We start from the raw sequence: 17,210 nt of genomic DNA on the forward strand, positions 1-17,210 counted from the left end.
TTATATTGTTTTTAGCATATTAAATATAAACAATAATTGTTATCATTTACATTATTAAATTTACACCCCACCACTCTTCACTCCAGCATGATGAAAAGTTCTCAAATGAATACGATGACCACTCCTGTTGCGACTTCTTCGCACACTTCAAAAGTCAAAACTAAACCCGCCTTATTGGCTTATCGTTGTATGATTTTCTATCGCTTCGTTTTAGCTTTATTGGGTGGTTATGTGCTTTCTGCATTACTGGCCATCTTAATTGCACAATATTTTATGGCGTACGGTACAAGTGCAGCCATGTCTGCAACCCTCTTGGCATTTACCCTACATACAGCAGTATTCATTTGGGTATTTATGGTCAATAAAACATTTCACGCAAGTTTAGGCATTATTGTGCCCAGCATTTTATTGTTTGTCCTATATAAGTTTATAGGAAACTGACATGCGAGCAGATGCAAAAGTAGAAGGCCCACGCCAATCCATGTCTTGGTTACATACTTGGGCCAGTCTTATTTTAGGCTGGTTACTGTATGCTATTTTTCTGACTGGAACTTTAAGTTTTTTTCAAAATGAAATTACCATTTGGATGAAACCGGAGTTACATCAGTCTGTTCCTCCCACTTCACAAATTCAGCAAACCCAAATCGCTTTGAATTATTTACAAACTCATCATGCAAATGCAGGCAGCTGGAATATTCAACTCCCTAATTCACGGCAAAATACGACCTTATTAAATATCCGTAAAATTGGTGAAGATCCGCGCGCACGTCGTGGTGGAGAGCGCATTACTATTGATAGTGCAACGGGACAAGTATTAGAAACACGTGAAACTCGCGGTGGCAGTTTTCTTTATCGTTTCCATTTTGAACTTTATGGCTTGCCACGTATCTGGGCGCGATGGCTTGTTGGAATTGCCACACTCTTGATGATGGTCGCTATTGTCAGTGGAATTATCACACATAAAAAAATATTTAAAGATTTCTTTACTTTTCGTTCAGGTAAAGGACAACGTTCTTGGTTAGATGCACATAATGCCACCGCAGTATTTGCCTTACCCTTTCATATTATGATTACTTTCAGTGGTTTACTTTTGCTGCTTTTTACCCTGATGCCTTGGGGCGTGAATCAAATTTATGATAATCGCGGTCAATTTTTACAAGAACAACGCAATGCAATGCTCCGAGAAAAAAGCACATCCACAGAACAAATGCGGCCCGAACGTCAATCTGGTGAACAAAAGCGGCAAGACCGAGGAGAAGGTCGTCGTCAAAAACCCGAATCGAAACCTGCTGTTTTAACTGATCTGACCCCAATTTTGACTGAGGTTCAAACTCAATGGAAAAACAATCCTATTGCCAGCATCAACATTGTTGCGCCCAATACTGATCAGGCCAAAATTGAAATTCGTGCTTTACATGCGGCCAGTGTAGCGCATCGTAATATTTATGAAACAGTGGAATATGATGGTGTTACAGGTCAAAATTTAACGGCTGAAAATCCTCAGATTCGCAACCCTTCTATTCCAAATGGCATTTACAACGTGGTGACTGTATTACATGAAGCACGCGGTGTCGATTTAGCATTACGGTGGTTACTGTTTTTATCTGGGATTTTAGGAACCATAATGGTCGCGACAGGTCTAATTTTATGGTGTGTAAAACGTGCACCACAACAGCAGAAACAGGGTTATAAATCTTTCGGCTACCGTGTCGTTGAAGTTACCAATATTGCAGCGATTATTGGTTTACCGATTGCTTGCGCAGCCTATTTCTATGCTAACCGTTTTATTCCTACCGATATCGAAATGCGATTAAATTGGGAAATTCGTACTTTCTTTAGCATCTGGTTGATGACATTTTTCTACGCCATGATTCGTAGTCATCGTCAAGCTTGGTTAGAACTCCTGATGGTTGCCAGCATTGCTTTTGTACTTCTTCCGATTGTGAATTTTATGACTGGTGGTCAAGCATTGTGGAATAGTATTCTTCATGATCAATGGATGATTGCCAGCTTTGATCTTGCGATGTGGGTACTTGCCGCCTTATTTGCCTATGCATTCTATAAAGTGAAAAAGCATCAGAGTATGCCAGTTAAAAAAGGCAAATTGCCAAAAACCATACCACAGGAGAATGAATCATGATGTTCTTTTTCTTCATTTGGTCCATCAGTAGTCTTGGTTTTTTTGCCCTTGCAAGTTCAATGACCAAACATCAAAAACAGATATTCGGTCATGAATTAAATAGCCAAAAAACCAGATATGCCACAATAATCGGTTGGGCTTTATTGATCATTGTCTTAATGGTGTGTGTAGTTTCAGGTTCAGTCAGTAATATGATCAGTTATTGGCTAGGTGCTTTAACCTTTGCAGCTTTATTCACGGGACTATGTTTAAGTTATTTAGAAACGAAAATTAAGCGCATAGCTATGATTATAGCCATCTTAGGTACACTTTCTGGGCTCATTGATATTTTATAAATATACCCAATGTTCACAAAAGCCAATCTTCGGATTGGTTTTTTGATAACAAGCGATTAGGCTATGCATATTCTGTACTTTTGGATTTATTATGTCTGATCTTCCTATTTCCCCTGAACTATTCAACCGTGCCACAGCAGGCAACAGTGAAGCACAATTTGAACTTGCTGAAATTTATATGCAAAGTGAAAATGAAGAGCATGTCGAACTTGCCGAAGAATGGGCGCTTAAAGCCGCACAGTTAGGTCATGTGGAAGCCATGTACTGGCTTGGTGAAGGTTATGCTTTTTATGCCAAGGACTTACTCGAAGAAGAGCCGAACGAGGCTAAAACTTATTTTGAACATGCCTACCGCTGGCTTAAACAAGCCAGTGAAAGTAATCATTCCGCAGCAATTTTAGAGTTGGCAACTTTATACCGAAAAGGTCATGGCGTAGACAAAGATGTTGCTCACTCTATTGCGTTGGTCAAACAATCAGCTGAATTGGGTGAAGCTCAAGCCATGCGTGATTTGGCTTGCATTTATGAACATGGTTTGGGTATAGATGTTGATGCTGCAAAAGCGGATTATTGGAATGATAAAGCCCATATAGCGGAAGAAAAATAAAATTTTTAAAAGCCCATCTTTTGATGGGCTTTTTTCAACTAAAGTTTTCGAACAAAAATAATATCTAAATCCTGTTTGGGTATAAAATTCTTTTCTGTCATTTGAAACTGAGTTGCATTTATTTTCTTCACCTTGCCATTCCAGCAGAAGGAAACCAGTTCATTGGCATCACGCTCAACCGTAAGTCTAAAGTTTTGAATTGGTTTAGCCCAATTTGCTCCTGTGGTTAAAATATAGCCCAATGCTTGGTATGGCGCATGTTGAGATTTAGCTTTTTTCAAACCAGTTCTAAAATTTTGATCCATACAATAAGTTTTAGAATCTTCTGCAGGATATAAAGACACAGAACCACCGACTAAAGGTGCATATTGATGCTGAACTTGGGTGATTGCATTTGCTTTAAAGCTTTGTTGCCAACTGTAAATGACTTGTGCTGACCACATAATCGAATCATCATAATTCTTGGGTAAAATGCGCTGTAAATTTGAATTTTTACAGTTTCTTAATTTATTCTCAAATTTTTCAGAATTATCGTTTGTTCGGTTCCATGGATTCAACATTTCTACTTCAGTAAAGCCACACTGGTTAAATTCTGCTGTGACATCTATAGGCTTTGAATGTTCATCTTTCTGGATAAATGCCCGAACATGCATTTCTGGTTGAATTGACTGTCCATTGACCTGAACGTTAAAACTTTTGAGTAGTTTTTCAGTGTCAGCGAAATCAGATTCGAAGGTATTATCAATTCTGGGTAAAGGAAAAAGTATCGTCTCAGTAATGTCTTTATTGGTTAAATTTTTAAATTGATAATCCACTTTAATCAGATTTTTGCGAATCAAGAGTTCTTCACTGTACATTTGAATATTTTTGTTTTTCAGATATTTCACACCGCCTGTACCCACATAACCCGTACTATCATTGGCAGAAATACAAGTACTCAAGAACAAGATTAAACCTAAGTTGTATTTATTCATATCCTTCACTTCCATCATTTGACTTTAAGCATGTTTTATTCGATTCAAATTCTAATTTTTTATTCTCTTATCTAATGTAAACAGTTCAACACTAAAAGAAACATCAATTCAATTTAATTGATTGCAGTTGTAAATGACGGCCATCAATTACAATTACCTGCTGACAAATGCCTTCTGCTTTTCGTTGCTGTTCAAAGATCATCTTGGGCATTGGATCAAAACTATCAAAAAAACAGATTTCCTGATCGTCCATTGAATACACCAAAGACTGATTCCCAACCCCCTCTAAAGTATCGTAATAGACGATGATCAACTTACCTTGTTCAAATATCTGTTGAATCTGCTGATAACTTAAAGCAGCTTGAATAGAGAGCTGCATTTTTTGTGCAGTTTCATAATAACTGACTTCTTTTGGATCGACATGAGGATCGACCTCACTATAAAAAGACACCTCAAAACCATATTTTTTCAAGGCGATTGCAAGCGCAAGGGTAAATGTGCCATCTTCATAATGATGACCACTTACTTTAACCAATTCATCAATATCCATTTCAACACCATACTGTTGAAAAATCATCCACAAGGCAAAAACACCACAGTTTGCTTCCAAATTCAACAATGCTTCAGGAATATTTAACGCCATCGTTCTGTTCCAAAATATAATTGTGCTGATAATAACCAAAACACGATTGGAACTGTAATCATTTCCAAGTACAATAGCGCACTCGTCGAGGGATGCTGCGACTTTCTTATAAGCTGATTTTTCAAAAAATAGTCATGTAAGATCGCTAGGCTCGACCATTCGGTCAAAATTTCGGTGAAATACCCGTTTTGATCAACAACGGCATCCGCGAACATAACGATCCAATCTATTTTTTCCTAGGAGATCCTGATGAACGCGGTTACTGCTTCATTTACAGATTACAAAGTTGCTGATATTTCACTTGCTGATTATGGCCGTAAAGAAATCAAACTTGCTGAAGCAGAAATGCCAGCGTTGATGGGTTTACGTAAACGCTATTCAGCCGCTAAACCACTTGCTGGTGCAAAAATTCTTGGTTGTATTCATATGACCATTCAAACTGCGGTTCTGATTGAAACGCTCGTTGAATTGGGCGCAGAAGTTCGTTGGACATCTTGCAATATTTTCTCAACTCAAGACCATGCTGCTGCTGCTATTGCGGCTTCAGGTGTTCCAGTATTTGCTTGGAAAGGCGAAACTGAAGAAGAATACATGTGGTGCCTTGAACAACAAATCAATGTAAATGGCAAACCTTGGGATGCCAACATGATTTTAGACGATGGTGGTGACTTAACCGCTGTTGTACATGAAAAATATCCTGAATTGATTGTTAAAATTCACGGTATTACTGAAGAAACCACCACAGGTGTTCAACGTTTACTTGAGATGTGGAAAGACGGTTCTCTTAAAGTTCCTGCAATCAACGTAAACGATTCAGTGACTAAATCAAAGAATGACAATAAATACGGTTGCCGTCACTCATTAAACGATGCGATTAAACGCGGTACTGACATGCTCTTGTCTGGTCGTCGTGCGCTTGTGATTGGTTATGGCGATGTGGGTAAAGGTTCTGCGCAATCACTTCGTCAAGAAGGGATGATTGTTCGTGTTACTGAAATTGATCCAATCTGTGCAATGCAAGCATGTATGGATGGTTATGAAGTTGTATCTCCATATAAAAATGGCGTGCAAACAGGCAAGAAAGAAGACATCAACTTAGATCTTCTTCAAAACACTGATTTGATCGTAACCACAACAGGTAACTATCACGTATGTGATTCTGCCATGCTTGATACTTTAAAAGCGGGTGCAGTAGTCTGTAACATCGGTCACTTTGACACTGAAATTGATACCAACTATTTACGTGGTTACAAGTGGGTTGAAGTTAAACCTCAAGTACATCAAGTATATCGTACAGAAAATGAAAACGATTATTTAATCCTGTTATCTGAAGGCCGTTTGGTGAACCTAGGAAATGCAACAGGTCATCCATCACGTATTATGGATGGTTCTTTTGCCAACCAAGTATTGGGTCAAATGCACTTGTTCGCTGAAAAATTTGCTGATCTTGCTGACGATCAAAAACAAGCGGCAATTCGCGTAGAACTCCTTCCTAAAAAATTAGATGAAGAAGTTGCGGCAGCAATGGTGATCGGTTTTGGTGGTGTTTTAACTCAACTCACTCAAGTTCAAGCAGACTACTTGCGTGTTCCCGTTGAAGGTCCATTCAAATCTGATGCTTATAAATACTAATTGACGACATCCTCTCTTTAAACCCTTTTTTAAAGTACTGCATTAAAAAGAGTCCAAGAGAGGATTTTTCCTAGTCAAAGGTCATACAAAGAGTATTTATAAAAAAGGATTTTAAAATGACGAAACGTGTTCCTTTCTCCTTTGAGTTTTTTCCAACAAAAACAGATATAGGTGCAGAAAAACTTCGTGTTGTTCATCAAGAATTACAATTGCTGAAGCCTGAGTTCTTTTCAGTGACTTATGGTGCGGGTGGTTCAACGCGTGAACGCACACTTGCTGCAATTAATGATTTTAATGGCAAAGGCACACCTGTTGCCCCTCACCTATCTTGTATTGGTGATGACAAAGCGCGTATTGCTGAATTATTGGATCTATATAAATCGCAAGGCATTGACCGTATTGTTGCGTTGCGTGGTGATTTGCCATCAGGTCAAGTCGGATTAGGTGAACTGCCTTATGCACAAGATTTGGTTCGTTTCATCCGTGAACATTCTGGTGATCACTTTAAAATTGAAGTCGCCGCTTATCCTGAAATGCATCCACAAGCAGAAACTTTTGATAAGGACATCCAGCATTTTGTTGAAAAAGTGAAAGCGGGCGCTAATGCAGCAATCACACAATTTTTCTTCAATCCAGATGCTTATTTCTATTTTATAGACCGTTTAGCAAAGCAAGCAATTGATATTCCAGTTGCACCGGGTATTATGCCAATTACCAATGCTAGCAATTTAATTCGCTTTGCCGATGGTACAGGTGCAGAAATTCCACGTTGGATTCGTAAGCAACTGGCAACTTATGGTGATGATTCTGCAAGTATCAAAGCTTTTGGTCATGAAGTCGTGCTCAAACTTTCTGAACGTTTAATTGCAGGCGGTGCACCAAGTTTGCATTTCTATACCATGAATCATACTGAGCCTAATCGCCAACTGATACTTGATTTAGGTTTAGCCTGATTTAAATTGATCAAATCTTTTTCACCGATTTTAAGAGTAATACTAAATGCCTCGTTTTTTTATAGAAGCTGATTTGGCGGTGAATACCCAAATTGAATTAACTGAAACAGTTTTTCATCATTGGGTCAAAGTATTACGGGCAAAAGTCGGTGAATCTGCCACTTTGTTCAATGGACAAGGCGGTGAATATGAAGTAACGCTGACAGAAGTTTTAAAAAAATCAGCCAGCGTTTCAATCAATAGTTTTAATCCTGATAATCGCACTCCCGCATTTACCACTTTACTGGGACAAGTGATGAGTAAAGGTGATCGCATGGATTATGCCATTCAAAAATCGGTAGAGTTGGGTGTGTCTAACATTCAATTGCTCACGTCTGAACGTTGTGAGATGCGTCTTAAATATGACCGCGATCAAAAAAAATTAGATCACTGGCAAGGAGTCGCGATTGCAGCCTGTGAACAATGCGGAATGAACCAAGTTCCACAAGTATTAGCCCCTATTGCTTTACAAGATTGGCTAGACAGCGCATTACCCAGTACCAAATTAGTTTTAGCACCCAACAAAGAACAAGTTGACGTTTTAAGTCATATCACAGCAGATATTGCCCTACTTATTGGTCCTGAAGGTGGTTTAAGCGAAGCTGAAATTGAAGCCTCAAATCAAGTTGGTTTTGTGAATTGGTGTATTGGTGAACGCGTGCTGCGTACAGAAACTGCACCTATCGTTGCACTTTCTATTCTCAATTATAAAATAACTGTCTAGTTCAATTTATTTTCAATAAATCGATCTTAATTGGATTGATTTTTTTTGATAACAGAATTAGTCTTGATTCAAATATATAAATGTAGGTTAAAAGCTAATTTAGTTTGATTAAACGTGAAATTTTAATGAATGGAAAAATAAAAATAAGGTTTCTGCTTTTATGTCAAATATTCAGGATGAATATCTTCAAAAGCATGTGAGTGCTGCTCAAATTACCAATACGATTCGGCTTAGTCGCTTATTCCTCATCAGTATCATGATTGTATCTGTCTATATATATGGTATTTATCAATTTTATTTCACGAAAGATTCTTCTTATTTTGACCTCTGGTTTATTGTTACTGAAATATTGTGCTGCCTAGCTTTACTCATTACAACCCTGTATTTCAAGCCTCATACTTTGTCTTTAAAATGTTCAAATCGCTGGTTGCAATTTCAACTTTTCGTAATAGGCAACTGTATTGCTACGGGTATTGCATTACTTTATTATTATTTACCTGAATATAATCAAAATTTTAGCCATGTGCATGGACTCATTTTATCTGCACTCTTAATGATCGTCAGCCAAGCATTTGCGCTAACTTTTCTCACCCAACGACTCAATTATTTTTGCTGGGCTTTTATTCCCACTATTTTACCTTATTTTGTTTCACAGTTTATGCCAGGTGAAAGTTATAGCTATTTATTTTACTTGAGCATCAATTTTATTTTAATTGTGACTTTACTCTGCGGCAATATCAGTACCCGCATTCATCAGCGTATTTCGCTACTGTATACTAAAAATAATCGTTTGGTGCGTAATGCAGAACAGCAAGTTCTCTGGTCCGATGAATTATGTAAACAACTCCAAACTGAAATTAATAAGTCAAAAGATATTGAACAACAATTAAAACTGAATAATCAATTGCTTGAGCAAAAAGTCAAAAAACGTACTTTTGATATTGCCCAAATGAACAATCATTTAGAAAATCAACAGCACAATTTAATGTTGGCCCATCAAACCGCAGGTTTAAGACCTTGGGATTGGAATATTACAGATCGAGAAATTTTGGTCACTGATTATAAGTATCAAAAGGTATTAAAACCCTCGAAACAGCACCATTACCAATTACAAAATATCATTCACCCCGATGATCTTAGTACCTTTAAATCTTTATTAAAGCAGCATTTACGTGGTCAAACTGATCTTTATGAAGCAAGTTACCGTGTAAAAAATAGTCAAGGAACTTGGAAATGGGTGCATGATAGCGGAAGAGTCATTTCGCGCCATCCCGTCAATCAAAAACCTTTACGTATGGTGGGTATCCGCCGCGATATTCATCAAGAACGGCTTGATCAAGAACGAATTAAACTTGCAGCGAGTGTATTTAAGAAAGCCGCAGAAGGTATTTTTATTCTGGATGAGCATCTTTGCTTTCTTCAAGTGAATCCATTTTATGAACAAATCACTGGATTTTCACACCATGACATTCTAGGCAAATATCTTTTTGATATTAGCAAAAACTGTGAATCTCATCTCAATAGCACTCAAGACTTGCTACTACATCAGTTGCATCAGAAAGGTGAATTTGATGGTGAAATGAATGAAAAATTTCTGTCCGGAAAAGAATTAACCCTATGGGTACATATTAATGCTGTGACCAATGAAAAAAATCAGGTCACGCATTATATTGGTATTGTTTCAGATTTAACTGAACGAAAACGACAAGAACAACGTTTATCTTATTTAGAAAATTATGACTTGCTTACCGATTTACCCAATCGTTTTTATTATAGTGAACAACTTCATCAATATTTAGTCAATCCACAAGAATCAATTCAACAATTGGCCATTATTCACATCAATATTGACCGTTTTAGACCTTTAAATGAATTTTTAAGTAACAGTGGTGGCAATGAGTTATTACGTCAGGTTGCACAAAGATTAAGACAAACCAATATTGAGGCTTTAACGCTGGCTTATTTAAATGGTGACAACTTTGCTTTAGTCTATGAATATCTGCCCACTCAAACATCCATACAACAGTACTGTACTCAAATCAGCGAAGCATTTTGTTCGCCTTTTAATATTTTTGGCCAAGATCATATTATTACTCTCTCGATGGGCGTCGCTTTTTATCCAGAGCATGGTCGTCAACTTGATTATCTTAACAATTGCGCAGAACAAGCTTTAACTGAAGCCAAAAGCTTGGGGGGTAATACAGTATGTTATTATTCCAACCACAATAAGTCTTTGCCAGCACACGATACCTATCTCGAACGAGATTTAAGACTCGCTATTCATAACAATGAGCTGATCGTTTACTATCAACCCAAAATGAATTTTATTGACCAAAACATTTATGGATTTGAAGCGCTGGTGCGCTGGAATCATCCAACAAAAGGCATTATTCCACCTAACTTATTTATTCCTTTGGCTGAGCAAACCAGTTTAATTTCGGATATTGGTAAAATTGTCATCCAACAAACGGCTCAACAAATTAGACAATGGAACGATGCCGGTTTTCCATATATTTGTGTTTCAGTCAATGTGGTTGCTCAACAATTACAACGCGGTCAACTGCTTGAAGATCTAGATAATGCCATTGAAAAATATAAAATTTCAGGTTCAAGTTTAGAGCTTGAAATCACTGAGTCTTCCTTGCTCGAAAATTCAACCAAAGTTAAAACGCTGCTGGGTGAAATCAAGAAACGGGGTATCAACATTTCATTAGATGATTTTGGAACAGGCTACTCATCTCTTTCCTATCTGGCCGATTTTCCTATTGATATATTAAAAATTGATCGTAGTTTTATTTCAAAAATAGGTGAAAACAAACAAGAAGCTATCGTCAGTGCCATGATTGCAATGGGCAAAGCGATGGGCTTAGTCGTGGTTGCAGAAGGGATAGAAACTACACAACAAATGGAATATTTACATGGACTTAAATGTGATATTGCACAAGGTTATTTATTTTCAAAACCCTTACCTGAAAATGAAGCGACTCTTTTTCTTGAACGTCATCGGCTGATTCCTTTTTAAACTGGATCCTTCTGACGAAATAAAACTTTGCATGAAAAAGGTATATTCGCAACTGTGCTAAGATCACAACAAATGTTATATTCGACTCAATCAAGTAAAAAACCACCAGCTCGGGCTGGGCAACTCAAGCAACAATAGAGATTCAGATGGACGATCAATCATTAAAACAGCAAGCTTTGTACTACCACGAATATCCAACACCAGGAAAAATCAGTGTTACACCAAGTAAACAGCTGGTCAATCAACATGACCTTGCACTTGCTTACTCTCCAGGTGTTGCAGCACCATGTTTAGAGATTGAACGTGACCCATCAACAGCAGCACTCTATACCGCACGCGGTAACTTAGTGGCTGTTATTACAAATGGTACGGCAGTATTAGGTCTTGGAAATATTGGTCCTTTAGCGTCTAAACCTGTCATGGAAGGTAAAGGCGTACTGTTTAAGAAATTTGCGGGTGTTGACGTTTTTGACCTTGAAATTGCAGAAAATGATCCTGATAAAATTGTGGATATTATTGCAGCATTAGAGCCAACGTTTGGCGGAATTAACCTTGAAGATATCAAGGCGCCAGAATGTTTCTATATCGAGAAAAAACTTCGTGAACGCATGAACATTCCTGTGTTTCATGATGATCAACATGGTACATCTATTATCGTTGGATCAGCCTTACTCAATGCTTTACAGTTGACAGGCAAAAAAATTGAAGAAATCAAAATTGTTGCCTCAGGTGCGGGTGCAGCTGCATTATCATGTTTAGATTTGCTTTGTGCTTTAGGTGCGAGCAAGGAAAATATTATTGTTGCCGATTCGCGCGGCTTGCTCACGACCAAACGTGACAATCTGGATGAATCAAAAAAACGTTATGTGCAAGATATTGAAGGCACTCAACTGGCAGATGTTATTGCCGGTGCAGATATGTTCTTGGGGCTTTCAGCGGCAGGTATTTTAACCAAAGAAATGGTTAAAGTGATGGCAGAAAATCCAATTATTTTCGCTTTGGCAAATCCAGATCCTGAAATTTTACCTGAACATGCACACGAAGTACGTCCTGATGTCATTATGGCAACAGGTCGTTCAGACTATCCAAATCAAGTGAATAATGCCCTTTGTTTCCCGTATATTTTCCGTGGCGCACTTGATGTAGGTGCAACCACCATCAATGAAGAAATGAAAATTGCGTGTGTTCATGCGATTGCACGTATGGCTCATGTTGAAGCCGATGCTGCAACTTATGGGGAAAAATCTGCATCATTTGGTCGTGACTATCTCATTCCACGCCCATTGGATCAACGTTTGATTCTTGAAATTGCACCCGCAGTTGCACAAGCAGCAATGGATTCTGGTGTAGCCACCCGTCCAATTGAAGATTTTTCTGCTTATCGTCAAAAACTATCTGAGTTTGTCTATAACTCAGCCTTTATGATGAAGCCTATTTTTGCTCAGGCTAAAACTGATCCAAAACGCATTGCTTATGCCGAAGGTGAAGATTTACGCGTTCTACGTGCCGTACAAATTGCGGTCGATGAAGGTCTAGCGTTCCCTATTCTTGTGGGTCGTACTTCAGTCATTGAAGCAAACATCAAAAAATTGGGTTTACGTCTTGAACACGGTGTCAATATTGAAATCGTGGACCAAGAAAATAACCCACATTATGAAAAGTTTGCTGATGATTACTATCAAACCATGCAGCGTAAAGGCGTTACCCCTGAATATGCGCAACGTGAATCACGTCGCCGCTCTACCCTAATTGCGTCAATGCTGGTCAAACACGGTCATGCAGACGGAATGTTGTGTGGTACATATTCAAGCTATGACATTCATTTAGATTTTGTGAAGAACGTGATTGGCCTTAAAGAAGGTCGCAGCACATGCTTCACTCTAAATGCATTAATGCTTCAAGATCGTAATCTGTTTATTGCAGATACCTATGTAAATACCAATCCAACTGCCGAACAGTTGGCTGAAATGACGATTTTGGCTGCTGAAGAAGTTCGTCGTTTTGGGATTACACCACGCGTTGCACTACTTTCTCATTCAAGTTTTGGTAGTGATCAGCAAGATGCCAGCGCGCAAAAAATGCGTAAAGTTTTTGAAATTTTGTCTGAAATTGCACCTGACCTTGAAGTTGAAGGCGAGATGCATGGTGATGCAGCACTGGATGAAAATATTCGTCAATTTGCATTCCCAAATTCGCGCTTTAAAGGCACAGCCAATTTGTTGATTATGCCAAATTTGGATGCGGCTAATATTTCATTCAACCTATTGAAATCAACTTCAGGTAATAATGTGACTATTGGTCCTATTTTACTTGGGGTAGCAAAACCTGTTCATATTTTAACACCAACCACAACCACACGTCGTTTGGTTAATATGACTGCATTAACTGTTGCTGAAATTCAACAAACTGAAGCTTAATCAAGTTCTTTAGCAAAAGCTAAAGTTCTTTACTTGAGAAAACCTCTATTCTGTAGCATGATTGCTTGAAGAATAGAGGTTTTTTCATGCGAGTTTATTTAGTAGGCGGTGCGGTACGTGATCACTTACTCGGTCACCCCTATCACGAAAAAGATTATGTCGTTGTCGGTGCAAACCCTAAACAACTTTTAGCGCAGGGCTATCAACCTGTAGGTAAAGATTTTCCTGTTTTTTTACATCCTCAAACAAAAGAAGAATATGCCTTAGCCCGAACTGAACGCAAATCTGGGCAGGGTTATCACGGCTTTGAATTTTATACCGATATCAATGTTACTCTCGAAGAAGATTTAATTCGTCGTGATCTCACCATTAATGCCATGGCCATGGATGAAGATGGCAAAATTTATGATCCTTATGATGGTCAGCAAGATTTGAAAGATCGAATCTTGCGTCATGTCTCCCCTGCTTTTGTAGAAGACCCACTCCGTGTTTTACGTATTGCACGTTTTGCCGCACGTTATAAAGCATACGGCTTCACTGTGGCCGCAGAGACTTTGGCAATGATGCAGCAATTGGCTGAATCAGGTGAGTTACAGGCTTTAACGCCTGAACGGGTATGGAAAGAAACTTCACGCGCTTTAATGGAACAGCATGCTGATGAATATTTTGAAGTGCTACGTAACTGTGGCGCACTAAAAGTTTTATTTCCAGAAATTGATGCGCTTTATGGTGTTCCACAACGGCCTGAATACCATCCAGAAATTGATTGTGGTATTCATACCATGATGTCGCTTCAACAAGCTTGTAAGGCCAATTATTCACTTGATGTTCGTTTTGCAGTCTTGGTTCATGATTTGGGTAAAGCATTAACACCCGTTGATGAATTACCGCGCCACATCATGCATGAAGAACGTGGAATAAAACCTGTCACTGAAGTGTGCGAGCGACTTAAAGTTCCCACCAATACCAAGCAGCTTGCGCTGGCAGTATGCAAAGAACATTTAAAATGCCATCAAGCATTAACGCTCAAATCAGGTACTTTATGGCGTTTATTACAACGGCTTGATGTGTTACGTCGTCCAGAACGTGTCGAAGCTTATGTACAAGCCTGTGAATGTGATTCCCGCGGTCGTCTCGGTCTAGAAAATCGTGAATATCCACAAGCAAAATATGTACTCGATGCTATGCAGGTGGTGCGTGGGATTCGAGCACAGGACTTGCCTGCAGACATTCGTGGTCCTGATATTGGTGAAATGCTGATTCAGCGTCGTATTCAAGCGATTGAAGCGTTAAAACATCGACAAGTGGTCGCGAATATATAGGGTATAAAAAGCTTCTCCATGGGGAAGCTTTTTATCATTTCCCCCCATCTTCACTTTAGGCCAAAAAGAGAAGGAACCCAAAGCTGCCTAAGATACATTTGCTGGAAAAGTAATAACTTTTTCAAGCTTCATCTGTTGCATTGCAATCATCAATAAACGATCAATCCCCAAAGCAATGCCTGAACATTCTGGCATATCTGCTAAAGCTGCCAGTAAATATTCATCTACAGGCATGACAGCTAAAGCTAATTTTTTTCGCTCAAGATTATCCGCTTCAAAGCGTGAACGTAAAACGGTGCTGTCAATCAACTCATCATAGGCATTGGCTAATTCCAAACCTTCAATATAAAGTTCAAAACGAGCAGCGACTTGTTCACCATCTTCATCCAGTTTGACTTTGGCCAGAGATGCCATTTCAGGAGGGAAATCCGTTAAAAAGACCGCTGTATCAAAACCTAAACTCGGTTCAACCATGTGCGAAAATAGTAGATCGATATAACCTAAACGATCATCACCCAAATCTAGATTTAAACCTACACGCTGACAGCAATCTTTCAATTCTTTTAAACTGGCTTGTAAAGGATTTAAATCCAAACGATCCATAAATGCATGTTTATAACTCAAAATAGTCGGGCGCACCTCACCAAAACGCTGTGCCAAAGTCAGATTGAGTAAATCTGTCACTTCAAACATCAGTTCTTTTAAGCTTAAATTTGGACGGTACCATTCCAACATAGTGAATTCACTGTTGTGTTTACGCCCATGTTCATTATCGCGGAAGACTTTACAAATTTGATAAATAGCACCACTGCCACTGGCCAATAAACGTTTCATGGCAAATTCAGGTGAAGTTTGTAAATAATGGATTTGCTTATGTCCACCAATATGGCGCAGCGCCTGAACAGATGCTAAATGCACATCCGTCACACCAGCTTGAGATAAGAGCGGGGTTTCAACTTCAAGCACATCACGCTCAGTAAAAAACTGCCGAATTTGTCCATACATTTTGGCACGGGCTTTTAAGGCGTGAAGATCACAAGTGGGCTGATAATTGATACTTTTCTTATTTTCCGAACTCATGCTTTTGGACCTCCATGTGCAGCCCATTCACGGCGCAATGGATAATTTTTACGTAAATGATCAAAAGCATTTTGGTCTATTTTACCGTCTTTTAAACAAGCTCGTAGATTGGTATCATCACGCGAAATATCATACATCTCAGTCAAATGCTGTTTCAACGCTTGTTTTAAATGATGATTTTCAAAATACTGTACACATACAGGCAACTGCGTTTCAAACTGTTTATCCACAATAAAATGAAAGTTTTTGCAAAATGCTTCATAAACCATTTGTGTGCCGCGAGCCTTTCCTTCCAAGCTATAACCTGCAATATGCGGCGTTACCACATCAATGACGTTGAGTAATTGTTCTGAAATTTCGGGTTCATGCTCAAATACGTCTAATACGACTTGGCGTTTGGTGCTTTGAAGATCAGCAATCAAAGCCGACTCTTCAACCACTGGGCCACGTGCTGAATTAATGAGAATAGCTTTAGGTTTCATTTGAGCCAAAGTAGCTGCATTGATTAAATGAAAAGTTGGATAATCGCCTGTGAGTGTCAAAGGAACATGAATAGAAATAGCATCTGCAGTTTTTAATAATTCAGTTAACTCAACCTGTTGAACCTGCTCAACTTTGATATAGGGATCATAAGCAAGTACGTTCCAACCTAGCAATTTTGCCATATAAGCTAAACGCGAACCGACATTTCCCAAGCCAATAATGCCTAAAGTGAATTGTTCATTTTTTTCAATTAAATCGGGCTGTAAATATAACAATGCCGTAATGACATATTCCGCGACTGCTTGAGCATTACAGCCTGCAGCATTTGACCAAACGATATCATTTTTTTCTAAAGCTGAAATATCTAAATGATCGGTACCAATCGTGGCACTACCAACAAATTTAACTGCGGTATTTTCTATCAATTGCACATTTACTTTGGTCACAGAACGCACCAACAAAGCATCTGCATCCTGTACATCTGCACGGGTTAGTGTACGCCCTGCAGCGTGTTGAATTTCCCCAAAGCCTGCAAAGAAATATTCGGTAAAAGCCAGATTCTCATCTGCCACGATTTTCATAGCGCATTCCAATGACATGAAGATTGCTATCATAACGTGAAGTCGTGAACCTGACTATGCTGGTTCATACTATTGTAAATGCATAAAACAAAAACAATCTATCTTAAATAAGTCTTATATTTTTAAGATAGATCACTTGTTCAATCTCAGCACTCAATCCTTTATTTCTTAATTACAAAAAGCAGCAATGCCTGTTTGCGCACGACCTAAAATCAAAGCATGCACATCATGCGTCCCTTCATAGGTATTCACCACTTC

General features: G+C 38.7%; 15 protein-coding genes. 10 read left to right on the plus strand and 5 right to left on the minus strand.

Translation table 11 applies throughout. From position 1 onward, the window contains the following. Positions 1 to 87: 87 nt before the first annotated feature. The 4 genes from GA0116959_RS07530 (at position 88) to GA0116959_RS07545 (ending at position 3,082) form a co-directional block, all read left to right on the plus strand. The gene (locus GA0116959_RS07530) at positions 88 to 441 is read left to right on the plus strand and encodes a hypothetical protein (protein WP_171256880.1); all 354 of its coding nucleotides are present in this window, start codon (positions 88 to 90) and stop codon (positions 439 to 441) included. Position 442: 1 nt separating this feature from the next. Then, entirely contained in the window at positions 443 to 2,140 is a 1,698-nt protein-coding gene (locus GA0116959_RS07535) for a PepSY-associated TM helix domain-containing protein (RefSeq protein WP_092719929.1), read from the plus strand. Beyond that, complete coding sequence (locus GA0116959_RS07540) at positions 2,137 to 2,475, plus strand: DUF3325 domain-containing protein (protein ID WP_092719931.1); 339 nt, start codon at positions 2,137 to 2,139, stop codon at positions 2,473 to 2,475. The genes GA0116959_RS07535 and GA0116959_RS07540 overlap by 4 nt, the downstream gene beginning before the upstream one ends. Before the next feature lie 91 nt (positions 2,476 to 2,566). Beyond that, positions 2,567 to 3,082 carry a tetratricopeptide repeat protein gene (locus GA0116959_RS07545; protein WP_092719932.1) on the plus strand — a complete coding sequence of 172 codons (516 nt, stop codon included), beginning with the start codon at positions 2,567 to 2,569 and terminating at the stop codon, positions 3,080 to 3,082. Positions 3,083 to 3,120: 38 nt separating this feature from the next. Here GA0116959_RS07545 and GA0116959_RS07550 read toward each other — a convergent pair whose 3' ends face one another. Beyond that, a complete protein-coding gene (locus GA0116959_RS07550) occupies positions 3,121 to 4,056 on the minus strand; it encodes a DUF4424 family protein (RefSeq protein ID WP_092719934.1) in 936 nt (311 codons plus the stop codon). Positions 4,057 to 4,159: 103 nt separating this feature from the next. After that, entirely contained in the window at positions 4,160 to 4,699 is a 540-nt protein-coding gene (locus GA0116959_RS07555; protein ID WP_092719936.1) for a cysteine peptidase family C39 domain-containing protein, read from the minus strand. 249 nt (positions 4,700 to 4,948) lie between these two features. Between GA0116959_RS07555 and ahcY the strand changes: the two genes are divergently transcribed. From ahcY to GA0116959_RS07590, 6 genes are all read left to right on the plus strand, one after another. After that, on the plus strand, positions 4,949 to 6,331 hold the full coding sequence (ahcY, locus tag GA0116959_RS07565; protein ID WP_092719941.1) for an adenosylhomocysteinase: 1,383 nt from the start codon (positions 4,949 to 4,951) through the stop codon (positions 6,329 to 6,331). Between the two features lie 116 nt (positions 6,332 to 6,447). Further along, positions 6,448 to 7,284, plus strand: a complete 837-nt coding sequence (gene metF / locus GA0116959_RS07570; RefSeq protein ID WP_092719942.1) for a methylenetetrahydrofolate reductase [NAD(P)H] — start codon at positions 6,448 to 6,450, stop codon at positions 7,282 to 7,284. Positions 7,285 to 7,330: 46 nt separating this feature from the next. After that, entirely contained in the window at positions 7,331 to 8,047 is a 717-nt protein-coding gene (locus GA0116959_RS07575) for a 16S rRNA (uracil(1498)-N(3))-methyltransferase (protein WP_092719944.1), read from the plus strand. 160 nt (positions 8,048 to 8,207) lie between these two features. Further along, positions 8,208 to 11,069 (plus strand): bifunctional diguanylate cyclase/phosphodiesterase, encoded by a 2,862-nt coding sequence (locus GA0116959_RS07580; protein ID WP_092719946.1) that lies wholly within the window; start codon positions 8,208 to 8,210, stop codon positions 11,067 to 11,069. A 146-nt stretch (positions 11,070 to 11,215) separates the two neighbouring features. Then, positions 11,216 to 13,486, plus strand: coding sequence for an NADP-dependent malic enzyme (locus GA0116959_RS07585; RefSeq protein WP_092719948.1), 2,271 nt, complete (start codon positions 11,216 to 11,218; stop codon positions 13,484 to 13,486). A gap of 86 nt (positions 13,487 to 13,572) precedes the next feature. Continuing rightward, on the plus strand, positions 13,573 to 14,808 hold the full coding sequence (locus tag GA0116959_RS07590) for a multifunctional CCA addition/repair protein (RefSeq protein ID WP_092719950.1): 1,236 nt from the start codon (positions 13,573 to 13,575) through the stop codon (positions 14,806 to 14,808). Between the two features lie 87 nt (positions 14,809 to 14,895). Here the strand turns inward: GA0116959_RS07590 and epmA are convergent, their stop codons facing one another. The 3 genes from epmA to GA0116959_RS14420 all read right to left on the minus strand — a co-directional run. Continuing rightward, positions 14,896 to 15,888 carry an EF-P lysine aminoacylase EpmA gene (gene epmA, locus GA0116959_RS07595; protein WP_092719951.1) on the minus strand — a complete coding sequence of 331 codons (993 nt, stop codon included), beginning with the start codon at positions 15,886 to 15,888 and terminating at the stop codon, positions 14,896 to 14,898. Next, complete coding sequence (locus GA0116959_RS07600) at positions 15,885 to 16,952, minus strand: 4-phosphoerythronate dehydrogenase (protein ID WP_092719953.1); 1,068 nt, start codon at positions 16,950 to 16,952, stop codon at positions 15,885 to 15,887. The genes epmA and GA0116959_RS07600 overlap by 4 nt, the downstream gene beginning before the upstream one ends. Positions 16,953 to 17,120: 168 nt before the next feature. Further along, positions 17,121 to 17,210 (minus strand): hypothetical protein (locus GA0116959_RS14420; RefSeq protein ID WP_244878580.1); only part of this gene is annotated, 90 nt, incomplete at its 5' end.

The sequence above is a fragment of the Acinetobacter albensis genome (genome assembly GCF_900095025.1).
Taxonomy (GTDB): domain Bacteria; phylum Pseudomonadota; class Gammaproteobacteria; order Pseudomonadales; family Moraxellaceae; genus Acinetobacter; species Acinetobacter albensis.